Annotated in this window: 16 protein-coding genes; 9 read left to right on the forward strand and 7 right to left on the reverse strand. The window is 39.6% G+C overall.

What is annotated here, in order from left to right; all coding sequences use genetic code 11:
- The first annotated feature begins 86 nt into the window (after positions 1-86).
- Complete coding sequence (locus tag ASE74_RS16730; RefSeq protein ID WP_055911401.1) at positions 87-4133, forward strand: hybrid sensor histidine kinase/response regulator transcription factor; 4047 nt, start codon at positions 87-89, stop codon at positions 4131-4133.
- Between the two features lie 648 nt (positions 4134-4781).
- On the opposite strand, the gene ASE74_RS16740 is transcribed toward ASE74_RS16730, so the two are convergent.
- A complete protein-coding gene (locus ASE74_RS16740) occupies positions 4782-6311 on the reverse strand; it encodes a RagB/SusD family nutrient uptake outer membrane protein (RefSeq protein WP_055912003.1) in 1530 nt (509 codons plus the stop codon).
- Positions 6312-6321: 10 nt separating this feature from the next.
- Entirely contained in the window at positions 6322-9594 is a 3273-nt protein-coding gene (locus tag ASE74_RS16745) for a TonB-dependent receptor (protein WP_055911405.1), read from the reverse strand.
- Positions 9595-9914: 320 nt separating this feature from the next.
- Here ASE74_RS16745 and ASE74_RS16750 point away from each other — a divergent pair, with 320 nt between their 5' ends.
- From ASE74_RS16750 to msrA, 3 genes are all read left to right on the forward strand, one after another.
- Entirely contained in the window at positions 9915-11162 is a 1248-nt protein-coding gene (locus ASE74_RS16750; RefSeq protein WP_082458821.1) for a YdcF family protein, read from the forward strand.
- A 3-nt stretch (positions 11163-11165) separates the two neighbouring features.
- Positions 11166-12041 (forward strand): hypothetical protein, encoded by an 876-nt coding sequence (locus ASE74_RS16755; RefSeq protein WP_055911407.1) that lies wholly within the window; start codon positions 11166-11168, stop codon positions 12039-12041.
- 834 nt (positions 12042-12875) lie between these two features.
- Positions 12876-13364, forward strand: a complete 489-nt coding sequence (gene msrA / locus ASE74_RS16760; protein ID WP_055911409.1) for a peptide-methionine (S)-S-oxide reductase MsrA — start codon at positions 12876-12878, stop codon at positions 13362-13364.
- A gap of 120 nt (positions 13365-13484) precedes the next feature.
- On the opposite strand, the gene ASE74_RS16765 is transcribed toward msrA, so the two are convergent.
- The 5 genes from ASE74_RS16765 to uvrA form a co-directional block, all read right to left on the reverse strand.
- Entirely contained in the window at positions 13485-15926 is a 2442-nt protein-coding gene (locus ASE74_RS16765) for a bifunctional YncE family protein/alkaline phosphatase family protein (protein WP_055911411.1), read from the reverse strand.
- 22 nt (positions 15927-15948) lie between these two features.
- Positions 15949-16788 (reverse strand): hypothetical protein, encoded by an 840-nt coding sequence (locus ASE74_RS16770; RefSeq protein ID WP_055912007.1) that lies wholly within the window; start codon positions 16786-16788, stop codon positions 15949-15951.
- Between the two features lie 16 nt (positions 16789-16804).
- Positions 16805-17647 carry a metallophosphoesterase gene (locus tag ASE74_RS16775; RefSeq protein ID WP_055911413.1) on the reverse strand — a complete coding sequence of 281 codons (843 nt, stop codon included), beginning with the start codon at positions 17645-17647 and terminating at the stop codon, positions 16805-16807.
- Positions 17648-18036: 389 nt separating this feature from the next.
- Positions 18037-18690, reverse strand: coding sequence for a LysE family transporter (locus tag ASE74_RS16780; RefSeq protein ID WP_055911415.1), 654 nt, complete (start codon positions 18688-18690; stop codon positions 18037-18039).
- A gap of 8 nt (positions 18691-18698) precedes the next feature.
- Positions 18699-21512, reverse strand: coding sequence for an excinuclease ABC subunit UvrA (gene uvrA, locus ASE74_RS16785; protein WP_055911417.1), 2814 nt, complete (start codon positions 21510-21512; stop codon positions 18699-18701).
- A 259-nt stretch (positions 21513-21771) separates the two neighbouring features.
- Between uvrA and ASE74_RS16790 the strand changes: the two genes are divergently transcribed.
- From ASE74_RS16790 to ASE74_RS16815, 5 genes are all read left to right on the forward strand, one after another.
- The gene (locus ASE74_RS16790) at positions 21772-22356 is read left to right on the forward strand and encodes an RNA polymerase sigma factor (protein ID WP_055911419.1); all 585 of its coding nucleotides are present in this window, start codon (positions 21772-21774) and stop codon (positions 22354-22356) included.
- Between the two features lie 86 nt (positions 22357-22442).
- The gene (locus ASE74_RS16795; RefSeq protein WP_055911421.1) at positions 22443-22637 is read left to right on the forward strand and encodes a hypothetical protein; all 195 of its coding nucleotides are present in this window, start codon (positions 22443-22445) and stop codon (positions 22635-22637) included.
- 178 nt (positions 22638-22815) lie between these two features.
- Positions 22816-23043: a hypothetical protein gene (locus tag ASE74_RS25220; RefSeq protein ID WP_082458822.1), complete on the forward strand. Its 228-nt coding sequence runs from the start codon at positions 22816-22818 to the stop codon at positions 23041-23043.
- The gene (gene rhuM / locus ASE74_RS16810; protein WP_055911427.1) at positions 23013-23315 is read left to right on the forward strand and encodes a RhuM family protein; all 303 of its coding nucleotides are present in this window, start codon (positions 23013-23015) and stop codon (positions 23313-23315) included. Before ASE74_RS25220 ends, rhuM begins: the two co-directional genes overlap by 31 nt.
- A gap of 301 nt (positions 23316-23616) precedes the next feature.
- The gene (locus ASE74_RS16815) at positions 23617-24810 is read left to right on the forward strand and encodes an MFS transporter (protein ID WP_055911429.1); all 1194 of its coding nucleotides are present in this window, start codon (positions 23617-23619) and stop codon (positions 24808-24810) included.
- The last annotated feature ends 23 nt before the right edge of the window (positions 24811-24833 follow it).

Genomic DNA, 24833 nt, shown 5'->3' on the forward strand with positions numbered 1-24833 from the left:
ATTTAGGGGTAAAATTCTAAATATTTGGCAAAAATGCTTTTAAACCATAATTTAGATTGCCAATAACAACTATAACCAATTATCCCATGCCCAAAGCCTTCCTAAAATATTTGTGCTGTGCAGCCCTGTTTTTAGGATTTGTGACACCCGGAAAATGCCAGCAACCCATTCTGTTTGATCACCTTGGTATAGAAAAAGGCCTGTCGCAAACTTCAGTACTGGCCATATGCCAGGATAAAAAAGGATTTATGTGGTTTGGTACGCGGAATGGCTTAAACCGTTACGATGGTTACAACATAAAAGTATATCAATTTTTGGAGGCCGATCCCCTTTCCATATCGCATAACTACGTTGTAAGCCTACTTTCTGATTCGCATCATAACTTATGGGTAGGTACTGATGCTGGCTTAAATAAGTACAATGAAAGAACGGATAATTTCGAACGCATTGCTGCAGGTCCAAATGGCATTAGCAACAATATGGTTAACTGCATTACCGAAGATAAAAATGGAAATGTTTGGCTTGGCACACTCAACGGATTAAATTTACTTGTAAACGGAAACCTTAAAAAGATCAAGGTTTTTTTTAAAGATAAAGTATACCATAACATCAGAACCATAAAGCAGGATAGTGAAGGAAATATCTGGATTGGTACCTCTAACGGCCTATTAAAAATGACCGCTAAAAACGGTACTTATCAAACCGCTGTTTTTAAAAATGAGGGCAAAGCTGGCGATATCAGCGAAAATTACATCACCGGTATTATAGAAGATAGCCAGCACAAACTGTGGTTTAGTACCCAGGATAATGGTTTGAACTTGTACATCCCCACTACCAATACCTTTCAAAATTTTAAACATTCCGATAATCAGCCTCATTCGCTCGTAAACAACACCATCCGCACCATGGCTTTAGATGATGCCGGTAAATTGTGGATAGGTACATTGGATGGGATCAGCGTAATGGACACCCAGAACTTTACCTGTAACAACCTGCAGTACGATCCCGACAACAAAAAAAGCCTTTCGCAAAATTCCGTACACCGGTTATACAAAGATCAGAATGGCTCTATCTGGGTGGGCACTTATTTTGGCGGTGTTAACATAAACTATCCCTATACCACCGCATTCACCATTTACAGCACCAGCAAAAATACCTCAAGCGTTAACAACAATGTGGTAAGTGCTTTCGCAGAAGATGAACATCAAAATTTGTGGATTGGAACCGAGGGCGGCGGATTAAATTATTTTAACAAGCTGACAAAAAAATTTACTGCTTTTAAAAACGATGGCCGCAGCAATTCGATCAAATCCAATCTGATTAAAAAAATAATACTCGATAAAACCGGTAAACTCTGGATAGGCACACACTCTGGCGGACTTAACGTTTACAACAGCAGCAACAACAGTTTTAAACGTTTCGATTTTAGTGCGAAACAGGAAGATGTGCCCGATGAGATTACTGCCGTGGCCGAAGATAAAAATGCCCACCTTTATGTAGCCACCCAGCGTAACGGCATTAAAATTTCGAATCCCGAAAAAACAGTTTTTTACACCTTTCAGCTTCCCGCCGTTTTTTCAAACGCAGCAATAGTTAAGGCTCTTACCATAACCGATCGCGTTTACTTTGGCACCACAAGCGGTTTTAGCATTCACAACATTGAGAAAAACGAATTTTACACCCTGTGCGATGCAAAAACAAAAAAACCTTTGGATTATTATGTAAACGGTATTGCCGAAACAAAAAATAAAGAAGTTTACATCTGCACCAACAACAGGGGGCTGGTGCAGTACAACCAAAAAACGAATAAAGTAATTTACTACACTGTTAAAAATGGTTTGCCAAACGATAATGTACTGGGCCTTTTAGAAGATGACAATGGCAACCTATGGGTAAGTACCGCCAACGGTTTATGTATGTTTAACAGCGAACACAAAACCTTTAAAAACTATACCGTTGCCGATGGACTGCCGGGAAATGAATTTAATACCAATGCCTTTTTTAAAAGCAGTAACGGCGAAATGTTTTTTGGCGGTTATAATGGCTTCATCAGCTTTTTCCCCAACCGCATACAAACTAACAACAAGGCCGCAACAATGGTCATAACCGGTTTAAAAGTTGATAACAAACCCATAAAAATCAATGCCGAAGATGGCCTGCTTGATGAAAATATAGACTCAAAAGATCAGCTGGTTTTTTCCAGCCATCAAAATACTTTTAGTTTAAGTTTTGCCTTATTAAACTTTATAAAACCTGAAAAAAACCGCTTTTCATATAAGCTGGAAGGCTTTGAAAAAAGCTGGAACGATGTAAATGTACCAACTGCAGCTTATACCAATCTGCCACCGGGCAATTACACTTTTATGGTTAGGGGCGTTAACAATGATGGCATTCCGGGGGCCAATATACGCCGGATCATCATTACCGTAAATCCACCTTTTTACCTTACCTGGTGGGCATACCTGGTTTATTTCTGCATTTTTGCTGCCATATTTTTCATATTTGTACGCTATTTATTAATTAAAGCGGTACTTAAAAAAGAAAAAGAAATAAATGAGCATAAACTTGAGTTTTTCACCAATATCTCACACGAAATCCGCACGCCATTAACGCTTATTGTTGGTCCGCTTGATAAATTGATCGAAAATGCTAAAGATGATCCTGCCCTGAACAGAGATTTACAGCCGATTAAAAATAATGCCGACCGCTTAATGAACCTCGTTACCGAACTGCTCGACTTTAGAAAGGCCGAGAGCGGAAAAATGCCATTGCACGTTAGTCCGGGTGACGTAGTGAAATTCTGTAGAGAAATCTTTCTGGCGTTCCAGAATATGGCGATTGCTAAAAATATCGATTACCAGTTCGAAACCGCAAAGCCTACAATTGAACTCTATTTCGATAAAGTTCAAATGGAAAAAGTATTGTTCAACTTACTTTCAAACGCCTTTAAGTTTACGCCTGCAAACGGTAAAATAAGTTTGAAACTTACTGAAGAACACGATTCCGTACACATTCAGATCTGCGATAACGGCAAAGGCATTCCGCTAGAAAACCAGGCAAATTTATTCACTAATTTTTACCAGGCCAACGCCACTACAACCATTGGTACCGGCCTGGGTTTATCGTTTTCTAAAAGTATTGTAACCTTGCATCACGGTGAAATTACTTTAGAAAGTTACCCGAGGAACGAAAAACCATTTGGCCATACCTGCTTTACGGTAAGCTTAAAAACAGGAAAAGCACATTTTGATCCGTCTGAATTTATAGCAGATTATGTTTATTACGACGATGCCACAAACTATAACCTTGGCACACCCACAGTAGCAACAGTACAAACCATTCAGGCAAACACTGCTGTTGATGCCGTTGAAATTAAGAAAAAACACAGCATTTTACTGGTAGAGGATAACGAAGATGTAAGAACATTTATCAAACAATCCTTAAACGGAAATTACAAGATATTTGAAGAGGAAAATGGAGCAACCGGGCTTGCATCTGCGTTCGATCTGATTCCCGATCTAATCATCAGCGATGTAATGATGCCTGTGATGGATGGCTTGGAACTGTGCCGGAAACTTAAAACCGACGAAAGAACGAGCCATATCCCTGTGGTATTATTAACAGCGAGGTCGGCCTATGTGCACCAGGTAAACGGGTTCGAAAACGGTGCAGATGCCTATATCATGAAACCATTTAACCTAAAAATACTGGAACTTAACATTCAGAACCTCTTAAATGCACGAGAAATCATTAAAAAGAAGTTTGCACAGGTAATTACGCTCGAGCCGAAAAATATGGTCATTAATACCACCGAGCAAAACTTTTTAAATAAAATTATCCAGGTGATAGAAGATCGCATTGCCGATCCTGATTTTGATGTACCCACACTTTCATTAGAAATTGGCATGAGCCAACCTGTACTTTACAAAAAAATAAGGGCACTGACTGATCTATCCGTAAACGATTTTATTAAATCACTCCGCATTAAAAGGGCCGCACAATTATTAAAACAAGGCTCAGGCAACATCACCGAAGTTGCTTATGCCGTAGGCTTTAGCGATAGGAAATACTTTAGCTCAGAGTTTAAAAAATTTTTCGGCAAAACGCCAAGTGAGTTTATCAGCAACAATTAAACAAGTAGCATTTTGGTAACATGTACTTCATAGTGCACCCATTTTTAAAACTACTAAGGCATGGTACATTTAATCAAAAAGCTGATGAAGCATAAAAGCGCAGAGTTCAGCGTTTTGCTGCTCAAAAAAGATTTTGGCACCCGGTGAAAAATACGCGTTGTTAACTTCTTTACTGTAAATATTTTCCACCTGAGCTGAAGCGGATTGGTCTGCGCCAATGCTTAAACCTGCCCGATTTATTGAACAAACAATTTTGCAGGGCAGCAGCATAGTAAAAAACAAACATCCATGCCTCAAAACTGCTCTAACTCTTGCAGATAAAAAGGTAGATCCCTAAACTCCATTTGTACATTTCATAACATTGGATTCGTGGACATTGCAAAGCCCTGCCCCCTTAATTTTTAATATTTGATATTGTTTAATTGGTCGCCTACAGGTGTAAGCGGAGTCAAAGACTATTCAAAGCGAATTTATAATGGGGCCCAAAGTAACTATTAACATAAAATCTACTGCGACTTCAAAACTCCACCTCTAAGGAGAAAATATCCAACTAAACGCACAAGAAGCTAACATTTAAGTGCTCGCTAAAAAAATATTAAAAAAGCGGACTGATCAACGATAGTCCGCTTTCCCGATATCAAAACATACTTAATAACCTTGATTCTGGTACATTTTAACAGGATCCAATTTCACCTCATCAAATGGAATAGGAAAATACCTGTCTTTTGCAGTTACATTGGCCAGTTTGGCAATACCGTACGATGATTGTGGTTTCGCTTTTAGATAAGTAACCAACTCCGCAGCAGTAAAATTCCTGATTAAATCAAACCATCTCTGGTGTTCAAAAGCAAACTCTACCCTGCGCTCGTGTAAAATGGCAAGTTTCAACGTTGGGTATTTAGCAGCATAACCGGCATCTGTTTTGGCTACCGCATATAATGGCATTCCTGCCCTTGCCCTTACCATATCCAAATACTGAATAGCCACTGCATCATTGCCCTGCAACATATTTACTTCCGCAAGCATTAAAATCACATCAGCATAACGCATTAAAATCCAGTCGTTACCGCCATAACCCGCATTTGTTGCTAGCTGACTCACATCGCGGAATTTGGTGATAAACCAGTCTTTTACAATCTGATCATTGGCAAATTTAACAGAGAAATCTTTTCTTAAATCGCTTGTTTCGTATTCATTAATCAGATCAAGTTTTACATTGCCACCAATCCCTGTAGATGGCTTAAGCGAATTGATGGTTTCGCCTTTGGCCTGGTTGTTTGCAGCAATGCTCGAACTAAAGTTAATATCGCCCTGCTTATTGGAAATCTGAAAAATCAGTTCCTTACAGGTTGTTTTCTTCGCCACATCAAATACATCGGTATACGGAATTTCTGATAGGTTTCCGAAAGCTTTCATGTTGTAAGCTGCCGTTAAGTAAGTATTGGCATTGCTCAGGTTTTCTGTTTTATTTGCCGTAAGCGTAGTAGCCATGGTTAAATAAACCTTTCCTAAATAGGCGTTTATTGCCGCTTTTGAAGTTCTGCCTACGTTCGCTCCTGTTTGGAAATTCGGCAACGTACTATTTAGGGCATCTTTTAAATCAGATACAATTTGGTTATATACATCCGCTTCAGGTACGCGGAAAGTATTTTCCTTAACCTCTTCGGGCGTGCTAAGCTGTTTGGTTACCACAGGCACCGGTCCCCATTTCCTTACCAGTTCGAAATACATAATCGCCCTGATAAACTTGGCCTCAGCTTTATAATTTTCTTTGGTAGCCGCATTTGCAAAAGCCACTTTATCAATAGAGGTAAGCAAAACATTGGTTCTTCCAATGGCTTCATAAAGTGCTAACCAATGGGTCTTTAAATAGGAATTACTAGGTAAAAGTGAAAAATCATTAAACTGGAAAGGTTCACCTGCATTACTCTGGTTATCGTTCCTACCCGCATCATCCGAACGCTCATCAGTAAACAAACCGCTGTTTTCGCCCAGGGTGTTGCTGCTTCTTAACGATTGATAAACACCATTAACCGCCAGCAATACATCGTTTTCTGTTTTATAATAATTTTCTACAGCAATGGCATTGGGGTTTCTTTGGTTTAAAAAATCTTTTTTACAGGCACCCAAACTTAAAACAGTGCTTAGGGCCAATACTTTATAAATATGTTTTTTCATTTCTTTAATGCTAAAAAGTAAGTTTAATACCAAGGTTATAAGTTCTTGCCAATGGGTAGTTTCCATAATCTACACCAGGTGCAAGGTTGTTGCCTACGCTATAATCCACCTCAGGATTATAACCTTTATAATCGGTTATGGTAAAGGCGTTATCTACACTGGCATAAACGCGGATATTGCTCACCTTAAGCGCATTGGCCAATTGTTTTGGAAAACTGTAACCCAAAGTAATATTGGTACACCTAAAGTAAGATCCATCCTGAATATAGAAAGATGATAAACGGGTGCTGTTACTTTGTGTACCTGCACGCGATGCACGATAGTTTAAACCACTGCCGGGATTAGCTTCATTTCTGTAACGATCGGCAACCTCTACATATTGGTTTCCTGAGCCTTCAAAGTTGTACAGGTAATAATCCTGTCCATCTAAAACCTGGTTCCCATAAGATCCATTGAAAGATGCCCTCAAATCGAACGCTTTGTAAGAGGTATTTAAGGCAAAACCATAGGTGAATTTTGCATATGGTGTACCAATTACTGTTTTATCAGCATCATTTACAATACCATTACCATCGGTATCCTGAAAGTATAAATCGCCGATTTTGGCCGGGTTTGTAGAAGAAGCAGATGGCGCAACCTTACCCAAATTATCGGCAGTAATCCTACCCAGCACCTTAAAACCATAAAACATACCAATTGGCTGCCCTTCTTGTGTAACGTGTGTAATGTACGAACGCTCCGCACCTGCTGTAAATATGGTACTGTTACCACCCATATTTAAAACCTTGTTCCGGTTTGCAGCAATGTTTCCACTTAAGCCAAAGGTAAAATCTTCGTTCTGGATAATTTTGCCATCAACCTGCAAATCGAAACCCTTGTTACGCACCCTGCTGTTACTCAGATTGGTTAGTACGGATGAAGTGCCGGCAATGGCCGAAAGCGGCTGGTTAAACAATAAGTTGAAAGAATAACTCAGGTAATAATTCGCCATGATTGAAACACGGTTTTTGAACAGACTGATATCGGTACCGAAGTTAAACTGAGAGGTAGATTCCCATCCTAATCCCTTATCCTGAATACTGGCTGGCCAAATGGCGGTAGAAATTGCACTCCCGAAAACTGCACCACCCGGTGCGGTTAGCTCTTGCTGTGTGCGGTAATCCTGTATGCTGTTATTGCCGCTTAAGCCCCAGCTTGCCCTTAGTTTAACTCTTGATTGTCCGCCCAAAAAGTTATTGTAAAAACTTTCGTCAGATAAATTCCAACCCGCAGCGATTGATGGGAACACACCGTATTTATTTAACGGACCAAACCTCGAGGAACCATCACGACGGAAGGAACCGGTTAAAAAGTATTTGCCCGCATAATTATAGCTGAAACGGCCAAAATAAGAAAGTAAAGTGGTAACTGTTTTGCCTGTTCTGTTACGGTCTAAAGTAAAAAACCCGGCATCAGCTCCTTTATCTGTAATTTCACCTATATAATCATTTTGGAAACCGCTTGCTGCTACCCTGATCTGATCGCTCGATGTATGCTGTGCAGAGTAACCTCCTAAAACATCTATGCTGTGCTTACCAAAAGTTTTGTTGTAATTTAAAGTAAACTCTGCCAATTGATCTACCTGACTAAGCGTTTGCGCAATTGCATTTGCCGCCCTTATTGATTCAGGAGAATAAGGAGCCGTATTGCCACTACTTAAGCTTGTAGGCAAATAATAATCGTATTTCTCGTTGTAGGTTTGTGTACCTAAGTTAGCCTTAAAATTAAGTCCATCTAAAATGGTGTAAGTAGCATTGGCATTATAATTACTCCTGTTGCTCTTTCTGGTGATTTTTAGTTGCTCAACCGTTGCCAAAGGATTTTCTGGATTCTGAATACCGTATTGAGAAGCCAGTGCCCCCATTCCAAACTGAACAGGATTTCCGTTTGCATCTCTTGCAGGCAGAAAAGGCAGATAAATTAATGCCGACATCATCGGACTTAAGTTATAACGTCCTTCCTGTACCTCTCTGTTATCGTTTTTTGTGTAAGCAATGTTTGCACCAACACGCAAACGCTCGCTCACTTTACCATCGATATTACCCCTAAAGTTGGTTACCTTTTGGTTGGTGTTCGTTACTATACCATCATTGTTCTGATAACCACCGCTTAAAAAGTATTTTACATCTTTGGTACCGCCAGAAAATGAAAGATTATGGCGTTGAAAAACTGCATTGCGGTAAAGTTCGTCCTGCCAATCGGTATTGTAGGCAGCAGGGATGGCCTGTTGTGTACTAAAATTATAAAGATCAGCCGGAATGCTTACACTACTTCCATTACCTACATTCGTAATACGCGTAGCGTTGCTATCACCAAACATGGAGTCGTTCCAGGTTTTGCCCGCATTTACCCATAAATCTTTATAGGCATTGTTACGCCCGTCAATTAACAGCTGGATAAACTGGTTGGCATCCAATAATTTTACTTTTTTAGCCAACTGAGAAATACCACCCTGAACATCGTACTCAAACTTTCCTTTCCCATCGGCACCTCTTTTAGTGGTAATTAGCACAACCCCACCCGATGCTCTTGAACCATAAATGGCAGCAGAAGCCGCATCCTTTAAAATGTCGATGGTTTCAATATCCTCCGGATTGATGGATACATTGTTTCCTGCCGGATAACCATCAATTACATATAAAGGCTCGGAACTGGCGTTGATTGAACCAACACCCCTTACCCTTATTTTGGTACCCGAGTATGGCGCACCACTGGTTTGCGATACCTGCACACCAGCAACCTTTCCAACCAGTGCCTGGCCAACAGTAGGCGATGTAAGGTTCATTTCGCTGGCTTTAACACTGCTGATGGCTCCGGTTACATCAGCTTTTCTAATTTTTTGGTAACCAATGGCTACAACCTCATTAAGGGTATTGCTGCTTTCTTTTAAAATAACATTGACATTGGAGCGGCCGTTAACCACAACTTCCTGATTATCATAACCGATATAAGTAAATACCAATATGGAACCATCCTCTACATTAATGGAGTATTTACCATTTGGATCGGTAACGGTTGTTTTTTTCGTTTTCTTTTCAAAAACACTTACACCAGGTAAAGGTTGGTTATTTTGATCGGTAACTGTTCCGCTTACGGTGGCAAATGCCTTATTTTGCAAGCCAGAAACAGCCACATTATGGTTTATTGCTATTGCACCGGAATTACAGATGGCCAGTAAGCCTAAAGGCAAAAGCAATTTCCTGCAAGCACTTTTAATACTTGCGGTAAAAAAAAATGATGTCATCTTTTTGTTCTTAGTAATGGTTTTGAATTATAATTGGGATTTTGTTTTAAGTAGATTGTAGATGTTCACATTTACATAGGCTGATCCTTTTAAGGTTAACGAGTAATTTCTTGAGCGTTCTACAGCCGCAAAAGTATAGCTGTACTTTTAACACTATGTATCCCTGATGTTAACTCTTTACACCAAACAACACAGGTACTTTAAATTAATATTAAGGACGGTAAACAGCTCCTAAATCGGTTTACTATAGGTCAAAGTATAACAACCTCTTAATGTTTCTTTAATGGCTGAAGTTTAACTTTGCTTCCAAAATTGTTCGAATGAAATTCCTTTATCCGCTTTTAGTAGTCTGCCTGTTCTGTCAAGGCTTATCTGCACAGGATCTGCCAAAACAGTCTTATCAGTTAACCAAGACCAGAAATGAAGTACAGTACAAAAATTATTACCTGCTTACGCTTTTCCAGCAATTGCCCGGGCTACGCAAAATGCTCAGCACAGATACAGCGCTTAACAAGCGCTACAACTTAAAAACAGAACAAGTAAACGAAGCAGTTAAAACCTGCAAAACAGATATTGCCTGTTATGCCAGGGCTTTAAAGTTTACCGATGCGGAAATTACGAGTATCGGGAACCGGTTGGCCTTGCTCTATACCGAAAATAATCTATTGGGGAGTTTGGTAAAAAACCATCTCATCCCCTCAGGTTGTTATGCCATGTTAGCCAAAGAACAACACAAAACCCTTTTAATTAAAGCCTGGGAACAAGATGCTCATGCCATTAATTATGCAATTGGTGTTTATATAGAGGGAAACAAACCCAATTACCCGAAAATAGACTCAATCAGCTTTAATTTAAAGGATAAAGAGTTTGCAGAACTAACCTCAGCCAATGCATGGTTATCCTTACAAAACAATAATAAGCTTTTTTTCGAACCCGAGATGGCATTTGCGTTGGAAGCATTAGAACTAAATGAACGCGATGATGCCGCCGATTACGAGCCAATGGCCAAAGGTGTAAATCTTGCCGCCATTAACCAGATCAAAAAAACAGATTGGAAGAAATATCCTTACAGCGTAATCCTGGTGCCGGGCGCTGGTCCAGAGGAAAGAGAGGTTGCACTTAGCCCTGGCGGAATGATCCGTTGCCGCTTAGCGGCAATACAGTATAAAAAAGGCGTAGCGCCATTTATCGTGGTATCGGGCGGTCGCGTTCACCCTTATAAAACCAAATTCAGCGAAGCTTACGAAATGAAGAAGTTTTTAATGAAAACCCTTCAGATACCCGAAAGCCACATTATTATAGAGCCCCATGCCCGCCATACCACCACCAACCTGCGTAACTGTGCCAGACTGATGTTCAGATACGGGATACCGGTAGATAAACCCGGTTTAGCCTGTACCGTAAAATCGCAGAGTTATTATATCACCGATATTCTGCTCCAACGCTGTAAAAAAGAGCTTGGCTATTACCCTTATAAAAATGGAAAACGTTTAAGCGATACCGAGTCAGAATTCTACTTAAATACAACATCCTTACAAATAGATTTTGATGAACCTTTAGATCCTTAGTATATGAAAACATTAAACCCAATCCTGGTGTTGATCGTGATGTTTTTTGTGGGCAGATACAACAATAGAGATGGAAAAATTACCAAAACAATTACAGTTGATTCACTAGGCGCCTGCCAGGGTATTTCTTATCAGAATGGACGGTATTTTCTTTACGGCGATAGAGAAGTGGGTGTTATGCGAGGGTATAAGCTCCAGAAAGACTCGTTGATTTACCAGCATCAAGAATACAGGTTCACCATTAAAGGCGAAAATATCATCAAACATCCCACTGGTATTGCTTACCACAAGGGCTTACCCACATTTGTGGGTAATTCGGTAAAGCAAAATGCAGAAGGTACGGTGTGGAAAGCGGTGATAAACTGTATCAACTGGCAAGGTTTTTTAAAGACGAAAACATTGGATGGGAATTTGTTTAAAACCATTGAAGATGATGCCTGTATCCAGGGTACGCGACCAGAATATGTAAATTATAAAGGGAAGTGGTTTGTCGCAACAGCCGATTATGGAAATAAAGCCAATGAGGTGCGTTTGTACAATCCCGCAGCTTTATCAAAAGCCAATAAAACAAGTGAAAAGGGCATCCTCTTTAAAAAATTCACCTGCTCACCATGGGTACAGAACTTACATTATATTGCTGATAAAGGCATTTTGGTTTTAATCCAGAACCAAATTGAAGGACGCAAATGGAGACTGACCTTTGTAGATCTCGAAAAATCCATAATCAAAGGGCAAGAAGTTGTTTTAAACGTGATTGATACCGACAAAGCGGATGAACTGGAAGGTTTCACCTTTACCAATAAGACTGAAAAAGGCATTGCCGTAAGCTCTTCACGCAAAAACAATGTGAGTTTTATGGACTTCGGGTTTGGCGGTTAGCGCTAAGTGACAAGCCCAACAATTAAATAATTTGCGAATAGTCTGGTGCGAAGCGATAGCACAGCACTACCATGGTACACCATCTTATCTGTTGGTGTTTCACCGACCGAAATTGTACCTTCAGAATTAGAAAATGAAAGGCTTGTGGTTTTTGGCGGTATGCAGTCCCGTCATCGCGTATTCCGATGAAGGATCGGAACCGCTGCTATCGGGTTTATAAACCAGGGGTTGTGCACACTGCAACCTCAAAAATATAACACTGCCTTAGCCATTTAGCTCCGGTTGAAGCGTTACCCTACAGCAACGAGGTACGAGGAAGCGAAGCGTAAAAGCAAAAAACGGGAAGAAACTTAATGTATTGTACAGCCCCCGCGCTCCAAATACTAAAAATCTATTCATTATCTTATCGGTTGGTGTCTCACCGACCGAAATATATAATTTATATATTCTTAGAAAATGAGCAGACTGTGTTTCTTGGCGGTTTGCTGTCCCGCTCATTCGCTATAGCTCCGATGAAAAATCGGAGGCTGCCGCTGCTATCGGGTTTATAAACCAGGGGTTGTGCACACTGCAACATCATAAATATAATACTGCCTTGGCCATTTAGCACCGGTTGAAGCGTTACCCTGCAGCAAAGAGGTACGAGGAAGCGAAGCGTAAAAGCAAAAAACGGGAAGAAACTTCAGGTATTGTACAGCCACCGCGCTCCAAATACTAAAAATCTATTCATTACAACAGATTTCCCCTTACCGAAAAAACTATACAGCCCCCTTCTTTACTTTCCTTTTACACATCTTCGCCGTATCTTTATGTAATTAAAAAAAGGAAAGATATATGAATACTGAAAAAGCCATTCTTGCAGGCGGCTGCTTTTGGGGAGTAGAAGAACTGATCCGTCATTACCCTGGCGTTATCTCAACTGTTGTTGGATATACTGGTGGTGATGTTCCCAATGCCACTTACCGGAATCATGGCACACATGCCGAAGCGATTGAAGTTACCTTTGATCCGACTGTTTTAACTTACCGTCAATTATTAGAATACTTCTTCCAGATCCACGACCCAAGCACCCGCAACAGACAAGGAAACGATGTGGGAGCCTCTTACCGCTCAGCTATTTTTTTCAATAACGAAGAACAGGAAAAAACCGCAAATGAACTAATCTCAGAATTGGACGCTTCTGGAAAATGGCCAGGCAAAATTGTAACCGAAGTAGTACCTGAAACCGATTTCTGGAACGCAGAAGAAGAACACCAGGATTATTTGCAGAAAAACCCTTACGGTTATACTTGTCACTTCGAAAGACCAGACTGGAAATTGTAGACAATAATCCATCATAATAAACAAAATGGTCTGTGATAACACAAACCACGAAATAAAAAACAAAGAGGCAATTTCCTTTAGGAAATTGCCTCTTTGTTTAAAGGAAGTTATGACTAACAACTAATCATCATCATCTTTTTTCTTTTTCTCCAATATCACAAAAGCGCTCCGCTTCGGTGCAGGCATTACCGATTGTTCGCCCTTAACCGATTTCCATACAACCTCATTTAAATCTAAATCTGGTGCAGAATCTTCTTTGGCAAAATTGAACATTTCAGAGCGTCTACTACTTTCGTTAACGGCTACGTTTCTCGTATCTAAATCGATAAGCGGTTGTATTACAGTATAAGGTGTAAAATCAGGCTTGGAAGTAAAACATTCGTAAAGCGGCATTGCGGCAGCATCGTACTGGCTCATTGGCGGCAAACCCAAAATAAGTTCCATGGTTCTTAAAAAGCCTGAAGTAGAATACATCGTATGTACAGCGGTATTCCTTTTTACATATGGGCCAACCACATATGCCGGCGAACGGTGTGCATCCACATGGTCGGGACCGTTTTGCGCATCATCTTCCAAAATAAATACAACCGACTCTTTCCAGACTTTGCTATGCGATAAATGCTCCAATATACGGCCAACCGCCAAATCATTATCGGCTACCGCAGCCTGTGGTGAGTATTTTCCTTTCTTTTGTCCGCTGGTATGGTCATTGGATATTCTTAGCGTATTAAACTGAGGCACTGCGCCGGCTACCAATAATGAATCGAAATCATGCGTCCAGGCATCTACCCGTACCTGATCTTTGATATCCATATCAAAACCTGGTGAAGCGGCACACATATGGCCCTGTAACGATTTAATATTTGCTTTGCCATAGTCGCCAAACTCGCCATAACTGCGGTAGCTTATACCCGCACGCTGGCAATAATCCCATATAAAGCCACCTTTAGGGTAAGTAACCGGTCTGCCACCTTCAAATGTAGTGCTCCCGCCACGTGCCCCATAACTGGTTGGCCAGGTTTTTTCCACCACATCGGTTGCATAAGCGGCCATACTCCAGTTGTGTCCATCTGCGCTTACCTCTGCATCAACATAAAAATTATCAAGCAGCACATAATTATCGGCAAAGGCATGTTGGTTAGGTGTAATTTTTTTACCAAACAATGTTAAGGTAGAATCGCCGTTTCCTTTAGGCATATCGCCAAGTACCTGATCATAAGTTCTGTTTTCTTTAATGATATAAAAAACGTGCTTAATTGGTGATTTTTCTCCCTGCTTGCGCGGAATAGGATTTCCGGCTTCACCATCGGCAGTAATAGTCCTTTTATCAGTAAAGGGAGTATTGGCATATACCTGTTTTGTATATACTTTTAACTGCTCAGGCTTTGGTGCATCGATAAAAGATAAAGTTCCTTTAAACAAACCGGCAATATATTGTAGCCTGCTATTGGCCGTACTGCCCATGTGGTAACCGCTATTGTCTACTTTAGATATCGGTTGTGGCCCTTGAGGATTGGCCATAGAGGTATTGCCCTTACCATTGGTAACCAAAATTTTTGAACCCAAAACCTTAACACTTGTAGGGTACCAACCTACCGGAACAAAGCCCTGGCTCTGGCTTACACCAGGTTTGCTTACGTCGAAAACGGCTAAACAGTTGTTATCGGCATTGGCGATATACAAGGTTTTTTCATTGCTGCTTAAAGCCAAACCGTTGGTAGTAGATCCCGTTAACTGGGTGGCATAAAGTGTAGTGGCAATGGTTTCGATTACCTTATTATTGGTAGTATTAATTACTGAAACCGTATTATCATTCGCGTTGGCTACAAAAAGTGTATTCCCCTTTTTATTAAGCAGGAGCTCATTCGGGTGATCGCCCACCGGAATAAGTTTGGTTATACTTTCTGTTGTTAAATCTACAACCGCAACAGATTTTCCTCCCCAAAGTGAAACATAGATTTTGCTTTCGTCAGTAGATAATACACAGCTATAAGCAATTGCCGGAAGCTGAATTTTTTTCAATATCTGCCGCTCAACAGGGTTGATTACATATAAACTACTGTCTTCTTTTGTTACCGTGTAAAGTTTAGTATTGTTTCTGTTTACTACAATCCCGGCCGGACTGATTTTTCCTTTTGGCCAAATTGGACCCAACTTTATTGTATCGCTTTTTCCCAGTTTATTATTCTGGATATTAAAATCCAAAATCCAGTTATCGTTACCTCCAGAAGCATAAAGGTGTTTTTCATCTTTACTGAAAGCAATGCCGTACCACGATTTGCTGAGCACTTTTTCATCAATAATCTGTTCCGTTTTAGCATCAATAAGTTGCAGCGACTGGGTACTTTGCCCATTATTGGTGATTGCCAGGTATTTGCCCGAAGCACTTAACTGCATATTTAAAGGCAAATCGCCCAACTGCAAAGAATGCCCCGCAGGACTTAATTTCCACCCATTAGGCAGTAAAATCTGCTTGGTGCTTTCGTTTTTACCAGGCCATTGTGCAAATCCTTTTTGAATAAAAAGGAGCCCGAATAGGATTAATATATATGTTTTTTTCATGTTGCGTATTGAATGTAAATTACTAGCGATGAAGATTGAAATTAACCAGTGCCTTGATGGTATAGCCGTTACCAGAGGCTACCGAACCGATTTCGCGGATGGCTTCTGAGGGGATTACCTGGCTACGGGTTGCGTAAAAAACTGGTCCGCCAGAGATAGAAAACGAAAGTTTTGAATGGTTTGGCTCAAGGTTAATCGAAGGCCCAATCATTACTTTTGCACCACCTTCAGCTTCATCTTTCTCCCAAAGTCCTTCCAAATCCTGACCTAATGCTTCAAATCCAAGATATAAAACATTCGAAACACGATGCTGATAGCCAAAACTTGTAATAAAATCCAATTTATCCCTGGATTTAGCAAATGCTTTTTCGAAACGAAAATTACCAGCCATCCGCCAGTTTGTACGATCGAAAGAAGAAGTAATGCGGCTAATTGCTGAACCGGTATTAGACCAATCTCTACTCAATCCTAAACCAGCACCCAGTCTAAAACCTGCAATGCCTTTACCACCAATTACATCTCTAATTACTTCTGCCTGTTCGGCCGAGGTAATACCACCCGCATTTGCAAAACCGATAGCGGCAGTTGCATATAAGGTAAATCGACTGCCCAAATAACCTTTAACGCCAAACTGTTGCCCTAAACCATCATATCCGAACTGGCCATTTGTCCTTTCTCCATAACTGCCGGAATAATGGATATTCCACCGTTGATTTTCTGCAGTTAAAGTATTTAAGGAAAACAGAAAAGGTTGCGCCGCATCTGTTCCAGCCTTAATTTCCTGTCTGGTATCGCCTATTTGCTGTGCTGCACAATTTAATACAGTACCTGCAAAAACGAGCATCAAAAATGTCTTTTTCATTTCTATTAAATATCCGTTAAAATTTGGTTTCATTTAACAATGGCGATCCACTTGCATTTACCTGGTAAGTCTGAATCTTATCATTTTCATCAACCTCCACAATCCGATAGCCTTTATAGGCAGTGCCCCAGTTTCCTCCAATATGCGCATCAAAAAAATGCGGCAGTTTATCCGTATAAAAAACAGCATCCAAACTATGGTCGTGCCCATGAAACACCGCCTTCACATTCGGGTAACTGTGCAATAATTTAATTGTATCAGGACACTCTACAAACGGGCTTTCTGGCACCCATAAATGAGGCGGAATGTGCAACACCACAAAAACAGTTTTCAGGTTTTTAAACTTATCAAGTTCTTGCTTTAAGAAATCATTATTGGGGCATACATAAGTACCTTTAGTATCAGAAGTATTGGCCAGCACAAAGCCTACTCCACTTTTTTCAAATGAGAAGTTATCCTCATAACCGAAAACAGATTTCCAGATTTTTGTATCCGCATGGTCATGGTTACCAGGGATGGCATAAAAAGGAACTTTAAGTTTATCGTAATAGTCTTTTTTAACCTCGGGTAACAAATCAGGCCTGTCATGCACCAGATCTCCGTTAATAATTACGAAATTCAAAGGGTTTTTATCATGAGATTCGTTTAGCCACTTCACAATATTTTCGTGATGAAGTTTATATTCCGTACCTGGCTGGCCATAATGCCCATCAGATGCAATGGCGAAACGCAGTTTTGGCGCTTTACCCGATTTTACAGGTGCATTATGTTCTTCTGCGAATGAAGAAAGAACCGGTGAAATACTGGCTACAACAGCAGCAGCCAAACTATTTTTTAAAAAAAAACGTCTGTTAGACATAAGGATAAAATATGTTTTGTATCAAAGCCCAATATTAGCTTGATCAGGCTTACTAAACATAAATTTAATGTTATGATTAAGTTAACCAAACGCTAATTGTGTATCAATTTTATAACAAAAAGGTTTAATAAAAAATAATGGTCTGTGAGGACACAGACCATGGATAAGACATATTAATCTCTCGGTATGTGTCCCCACAGACCGAAAACCTTATCTACTATAATTGTTTTAAAAATAATGGCCTGTGAGGACACAGACCATGGATAAGACCTATAAACTCCTCGATCTGTGTCTCACAGACCGAAAAAATTATTTACATAATTGTTTAAAAAATAATGGTCTGTAAGGACACAGACCATGGATAAGACGTACACCAGCCTTAAATTATTTTAAAGAATAACAATTACCTGTTTAACAATTAAATAAGCCGCAAGTGCGTACAAAAATATCGCGATCGATTTATTGATGATTAAGCTACTCAGGGCAAATTTCTCTTGAATATAGGTTGCAAAATGGGCATACACATAAAGTGCTACAGATGAACCCACACCAGAGCCTAAAGCAAATACAATCAGTGAAAGATAATCTGTTTCAATCCATTGATGCAGGATTACGTAATTGCCGAAGAATAACCAGAAAGGAATCTGTACAGGGTTTAATACACCCAAAATTAATCCATATAAAACACTGCCGCTGCGTTTATCCTCCTTTTTATTACTTGTTTTAGGTACCTTTTTCCGGTTTTTCCAGGTAATGGTACCCATCACCAAAAACATCACAATCATGAAACAATCCACCAGGGTACTTAGGCGTACCTCGCTTACGGCTTCGTTCGGATTGATATCACTCATGGCCCATCTTGCAAAGCGCATCATCCCAAAGGTAAAAAATACTTCTACACAAGAGAAAGAGAGGATAAAATACCAAACCTGGCGCATCCCCTTATTAATAGCGAGCTGTGCTACCGTTAAATTGATATTGCCTGGGGGGATATAGCCCATGGCATTGAGAAGGATGCCGATGAAAAACGTTAGAAAAAGCATTGCCGAAATTATGGATTTAAATTTAAATGCGATGCTAAATATTTTCCGGTGTGCGAATTTTCTACCTTAACAAGGTCTTCTGGTGTACCTTCAAAAACCAGCTTACCCCCGCCATCACCTCCTTCAGGACCAATATCGATTACCCAATCTGCACATTTAATCATATCCATGTTGTGTTCGATCACCAAAATTGTGTTTCCTTGCTCAATTAATGTGTTAAGTGCTTTTAACAGCTTTTTAATATCGTGAAAGTGCAAACCCGTAGTTGGCTCATCAAATATAAACAGCGTTTTATTCGCATTGTTGCCTTTTATTAAGAAAGAAGCCAACTTAATCCGCTGTGCCTCACCACCCGATAAAGTATTGGAAGATTGCCCCAAATGCACATAACCCAAACCAACATCAACCAACGGATTTAATTTATTGAGGATTTTTTGCTCATCCTTAAAAAAGCTTACAGCCTCATCAATTGTCATATCCAGAATTTCGGATACATTTTTCTCTTTATAGGTTACATCTAAAACCTGCTGTTTAAACCGTTTACCATTACAAGCTTCGCAAAGAAGGTAAATATCAGCCATAAACTGCATCTCGATTTTCACCTCACCCTCACCCTGGCAAACATCACACCGGCCTCCTTCTACATTAAAAGAGAAAGCAGCTGGTTTTAAACCCGCAGCTTTGGCTGATGCCAGGCCCGAAAACAATGCACGGATATCATCCCATGCTTTAACATAAGTAACCGGGTTGGAGCGGCTCGAACGACCGATTGGATTCTGATCAACCATCTCAACAGCACTCACCAGGTCATAATTACCAAAAATGCCATCATAGGTTCCAGTTTGTTCGCCAGCATAGTTTCCAATTGCTTTTTGTAAAGCCGGATACAGGATTTTTTTAACCAAACTGGTTTTTCCCGATCCTGAAACACCGCTCACAGCAGTAAAAACACCAAGTGGGAATTTTACGTCAATATTCTGAAGATTGTTTTCCCTGGCACCCTTAATTAAAATGTGATCTTTCCATTTACGGCGCTTCTCCGGAATGGCAATTTTTTCTATACCTGCTAAATAACGACCGGTTAAACTGGATTTATCTTTTAAGATTTCCTCATAATTGCCACTAAAAACTAAATTGCCGCCATGAGTACCTGCTTCAGGACCAATATCAATAATGTAATCGGCTGCACGCATCATCTCTTCCTCATGCTCTACCACAATTACCGTATTGCCCACATTACGGAGAGAAACCAACACTTCGATCAGTTTATTGGTATCGCGCGGATGCAAACCAATACTCGGCTCATCCAACACATAAATAGAACCTACTAAACTGCTTCCTAACGAAGTGGCAAGGTTAATCCTTTGCGATTCTCCACCAGATAAGGTATTCGATAAACGGTTTAAAGTAAGGTAACCTAAACCCACATTATTAAGGTATAAAAAACGGTTATCAACCTCTGCCAACAAACGTTTTGCAATTTTGGTATCGTTGGCACTTAATTTCAATTCGTTAAAAAATACCAGCGCTTTGGACAATGGCATCAAAACCACATCAATAATCGATTTTTCTGCAATCTTAACATAAGAAGCATCTTTACGCAAACGGGAGCCCTTACAATCAGGGCAGGTAGTTTTGCCTCTGTAACGCGATAACATTACGCGGTACTGAATTTTATAAGTCTGCTCTTCCAGCTCCTTAAAAAAGGCATCTAAACCAGCAAAATATTTATTCCCAGTCCAAAGTAACTGTTGTTCCTTTTCTGTTAAAGCACTATAAGAACGGTGTATCGGGAAGTCGAATTTTGGTGCAGCTTTGATAAAATTTTGCAACCAAACATTCATTTTTTCACCACGCCAAGGGGCAATAGCATTATCATAAACACTCTTGCTTTTATCTGGGATAACCAAATCCTCATCAATGCCGATAACGTTTCCATAGCCTTCACAGCGTTTACAGGCACCGTAAGGATTGTTGAAAGAGAAAAAATTAGGCGTAGGCTCTTCGAATTTAATACCATCCAATTCAAAACGATCGCTAAAATGTTTTGTGGTTCCCTGGGCTTCCACATAACAATCGCCTTTACCTTCAAAAAAAGCCGTCTGCGCCGAATCAGCTAAACGGCTAAGTGTTTCTTCCTCCTGGTTGGTTACAATACGATCAATCAGGATCTGAACAGTTTTATCATCTGTTAATTCTGCATCCTTAAAATCAGCATCATCTAAAACAGACTCAATTTTTTCTATTTTATCATTAATCAGCACACGTAAAAACCCTTTCTGCAATAAAATTGCAAGTTCTTCTTTAATGGTGCGGTTATTATGCGGATACAGTGGACAAAAAATCGTTACCGTTGTATCCTCAGGCATTGCATTTACGTAATCAACCACGGTACTAACCGAATCTTTTTTAACTTCTTTGCCAGAGACCGGAGATATCGTTTTACCAATACGCGAAAACAGCAGTTTCAGGTAATCATATATTTCGGTCGAAGTACCAACTGTTGACCGTGGATTGGAAGTAATTACTTTTTGCTCAATGGCAATTGCAGGCGCAATACCTTTAATATAATCAACATCTGGTTTATTCATCCGGCCCATAAACTGGCGGGCATATGATGATAAACTTTCTACATACCGGCGTTGCCCTTCAGCATATAAGGTATCAAATGCCAGCGAAGATTTACCTGAGCCCGACATCCCCGTTACCACCACAAGCTTATTTTTTGGAATGGCAACATCGATGTTTTTTAGGTTGTGCACGCGGGCACCTTTTATAATGATATTTTTATGCGGATCTTTTTCGGCCTCTTTTTTGCTCATGTATTGTAACGAATATAAATGTATAACCCCAGAATGTGGTTAGGGTTTTAAGAACATACAAAAATAGGGTACTGAGACGGTTAATTTATTTTTTAACATTTTATTTTTTGCTTTTTGATAAAAAAATAACTTTCTTTGGATATTAACAACCTCAAAACCAAACTAACACATTCAAAAAACATAGGAGAGCAGCTATAGAAATTAAACATCTACAAATTAATTTTTAGCAAATAGTACGGGATTTAGTGTAGGTAAACCTATGAATTTACAATCATATAATGATCAGGACCTGGTAAAGGTATATATTACTGGGAACGAGAATGGATTGCAGGAACTTTTAAGAAGACATAAAAGCAAAATTTATACCTCTATATATTTATTGGTTAAAGACCAATATCTGGCGGAGGATATTTTTCAGGATGCATTTATAAAAGTAATCAATACCCTGCGATCGGGAAGATATAACGAAGAAGGTAAGTTTTTACCATGGGTGATGCGTATTGCGCATAACCTGGTTATTGATTATTTCAGGAAAGAAAAACGGACACCCATCATCACAAGTGCCGATGGAATGGATGTGTTCAATATGCTACACTTTTATGATGAGAGCGCAGAAGATAAAATGCTTCGCGATCAAACCCATAAAGATTTAAAAGCTATGATCCATTTATTGCCTGATGAGCAGAAAGAAGTGCTTTTAATGCGCCATTATGCAGATTTAAGCTTTAAAGAAATAGCTGATTTAACCGAAGTAAGCATTAATACAGCACTTGGCCGAATGCGTTACGCCTTAAGTAACCTGCGCAAAATGCTTAAAACTAAAGAGATGACCTACAAAGGGTAGTAAAAATGTTACATAAAATATTTTAGGGGTTGAAATAAAGCATCTGAACTATCGTTAAGTTTATAAACTTATCACATTCAGTGCTTATGACAAAAACCTCTACATCAAAAACAAATGTAAATTTACCTACACCCAACATGTTTCAGCCTAAAACTGATATTGAATCGGACGCAGAAATCGACTTATTTTACGATCAAATAAAAGGTAAGTTAGATCGACTGGCTAAAAATCCTCAAGATGAAACCATCAACAAGATTTTAGCTTACAGCCGCGCCAAGTAGTAAATTTTACACGAGCCAAAAAGCTTGTTCCACAGGGTGGAGCAAGCTTTTTTTGTTATGGAACATGTGAGATGGACATACGGCATTTACAATTCCCTTTCTATTAACCACTAAAGTTTTACCATTACCTAATTCTTCCTTAATAACCTTTTGTATTTTTACTTTAAAACGAGCAATAATGGAGCCCAATCAAATTGTTATTTACCAAACTAAGGATGGACAAACAGCGGTTGATGTTAACTTAAGCCAAGAAACGATGTGGCTAACACAGTCTCAGATGGTAAGTTTATTCAAGAGAGATCAATCCGTGATTTCTAGGCATATTAATAATATTTTTAAAGAAGAAAAATTAGTAGAAAAAGCAATATGCATTTTATGCATACTGCAAATTCTGACAAACCAGTAGCTGCTTTCAGTTTAGACGTTATTATATCTGTTGGTTCCAGGATAAAATCACGGGAAGGCACGCAATTTCGAATTTGGGCAAATAAAATACTAAAAGAATATTTGATTAAAGGTTATTCCATAAATGAAAGTCAATTAAAAGCTCAAACAGAACAGTTAGCCGGGCTCAAAAATACAGTAAATCTAATAAGCCACGTATTAGTCAATAAACAGCTTTCTTCTGATGAGGCGACTGGTCTATTAGAAGTTGTAACAGATTATGAATACGCCTAGATATTTTAGATAAAAATGACCATCAACAATTAGCAATTGAGGGAACCACATCTATCGAATTATTTGTAATAGACTATAGTCAGGCTAGAAAAGCAATTAACTAGCGTTTATCATATGATAAGCTCACCGTGGTGTTTATTGCTCATAAACTATTAAACATCTCCTTTAGCAAGGAAACAATTTAGCAATAAATAATTATCTCAATTCATCTCACATGCCTTCATAAATGGCCTAATTTTTACAATGCCCTAATACAAAAAGCATTACCTTTGCATAGTGTAAATTTAACACTAAGTACGCTATGAACAAGAACTTGCTTCCACTCACATTAGGCGGTTTAGGCATCGGCATAACAGAATTTGTTATGATGGGTCTGCTCCCTGATATCTCAAAGGATTTAGCCGTAACCATTCCACAGGCCGGGCATTTGATTTCGGCTTATGCCTTAGGGGTAGTAATTGGCGCGCCTTTATTGATTATGATCGCAGGTAAATATCCACCAAAAATGATTCTAATTGCTTTGATGGTTATGTTTACCGTATTTAACGCCTTTTCGGCTTTTGCGCCTACTTTTAATACTTTATTTATTGCCAGATTACTTTCTGGCTTACCTCATGGTGCATTTTTCGGCGTAGGATCGGTAGTGGCGAGCAGGATAGCAGAAAAAGGGAAAGCTGCACAGGCGGTATCGCTCATGTTTATGGGCCTAACCATTGCCAATATTGTTGGCGTACCATTGGGTACCTTTATCGGTCATAATTTCTCCTGGCGCATTTCTTTCGCAGTAGTTGTATTTGTCGGACTGGTTACTTTATTAAGCTTAAAATTATGGCTTCCAGCTTTGGAAGCCACTAAAAACCGAGATTTAAAAGCAGAGTTAAGCTTTTTCAAAAAGAGGGAAGCCTGGATCATCATCTTTATGATTTCCATAGGTACCGGTGGTTTATTTACCTGGTACAGCTATATTGCTCCACTTATGACAGATGTTGCAGGTTTTTCGCCAAATGCAGTTACCTATATTTTAATGTTGGCAGGCATAGGCATGCTTTGTGGCAATTACGTTGGTGGCATACTTGCTGATAAATTTTCTCCGGCAAAAGCATCTGCAGCATTACTGTTAACCATGGTAATTACACTAACCATTGTGCACTTTGTTTCAGCAAGTCAGCCATTGGCTTTAATCATGACTTTTATTACCGGAGCAGTAGCTTTCGCGTTGGCCGCACCAATCCAGATGCTGATGATCCAGAGTGCCAAAGGTTCAGAAATGTTGGCGGCATCAGCAAGTCAGGCAAGTTTTAATATTGGCAATGCCTTAGGTGCTTTCTTCGGCGGACTTCCATTGGTTTATGGTTTCGATTATACTTCACCTGCTTATGTGGGTGCAGCAATGGCACTTGTAGGTGCCCTATTTGCTTTTTGGTTAATTAAAAGCACCAGCTCAAAACCAGTACTCGAAGCAGAAAGCAAAGAGAAATTGGTTGTTATGCATTAATTAACTTTAACCAGCAATTCATC

The sequence above is a fragment of the Pedobacter sp. Leaf216 genome (assembly GCF_001421515.1).
Taxonomy (GTDB): domain Bacteria; phylum Bacteroidota; class Bacteroidia; order Sphingobacteriales; family Sphingobacteriaceae; genus Pedobacter.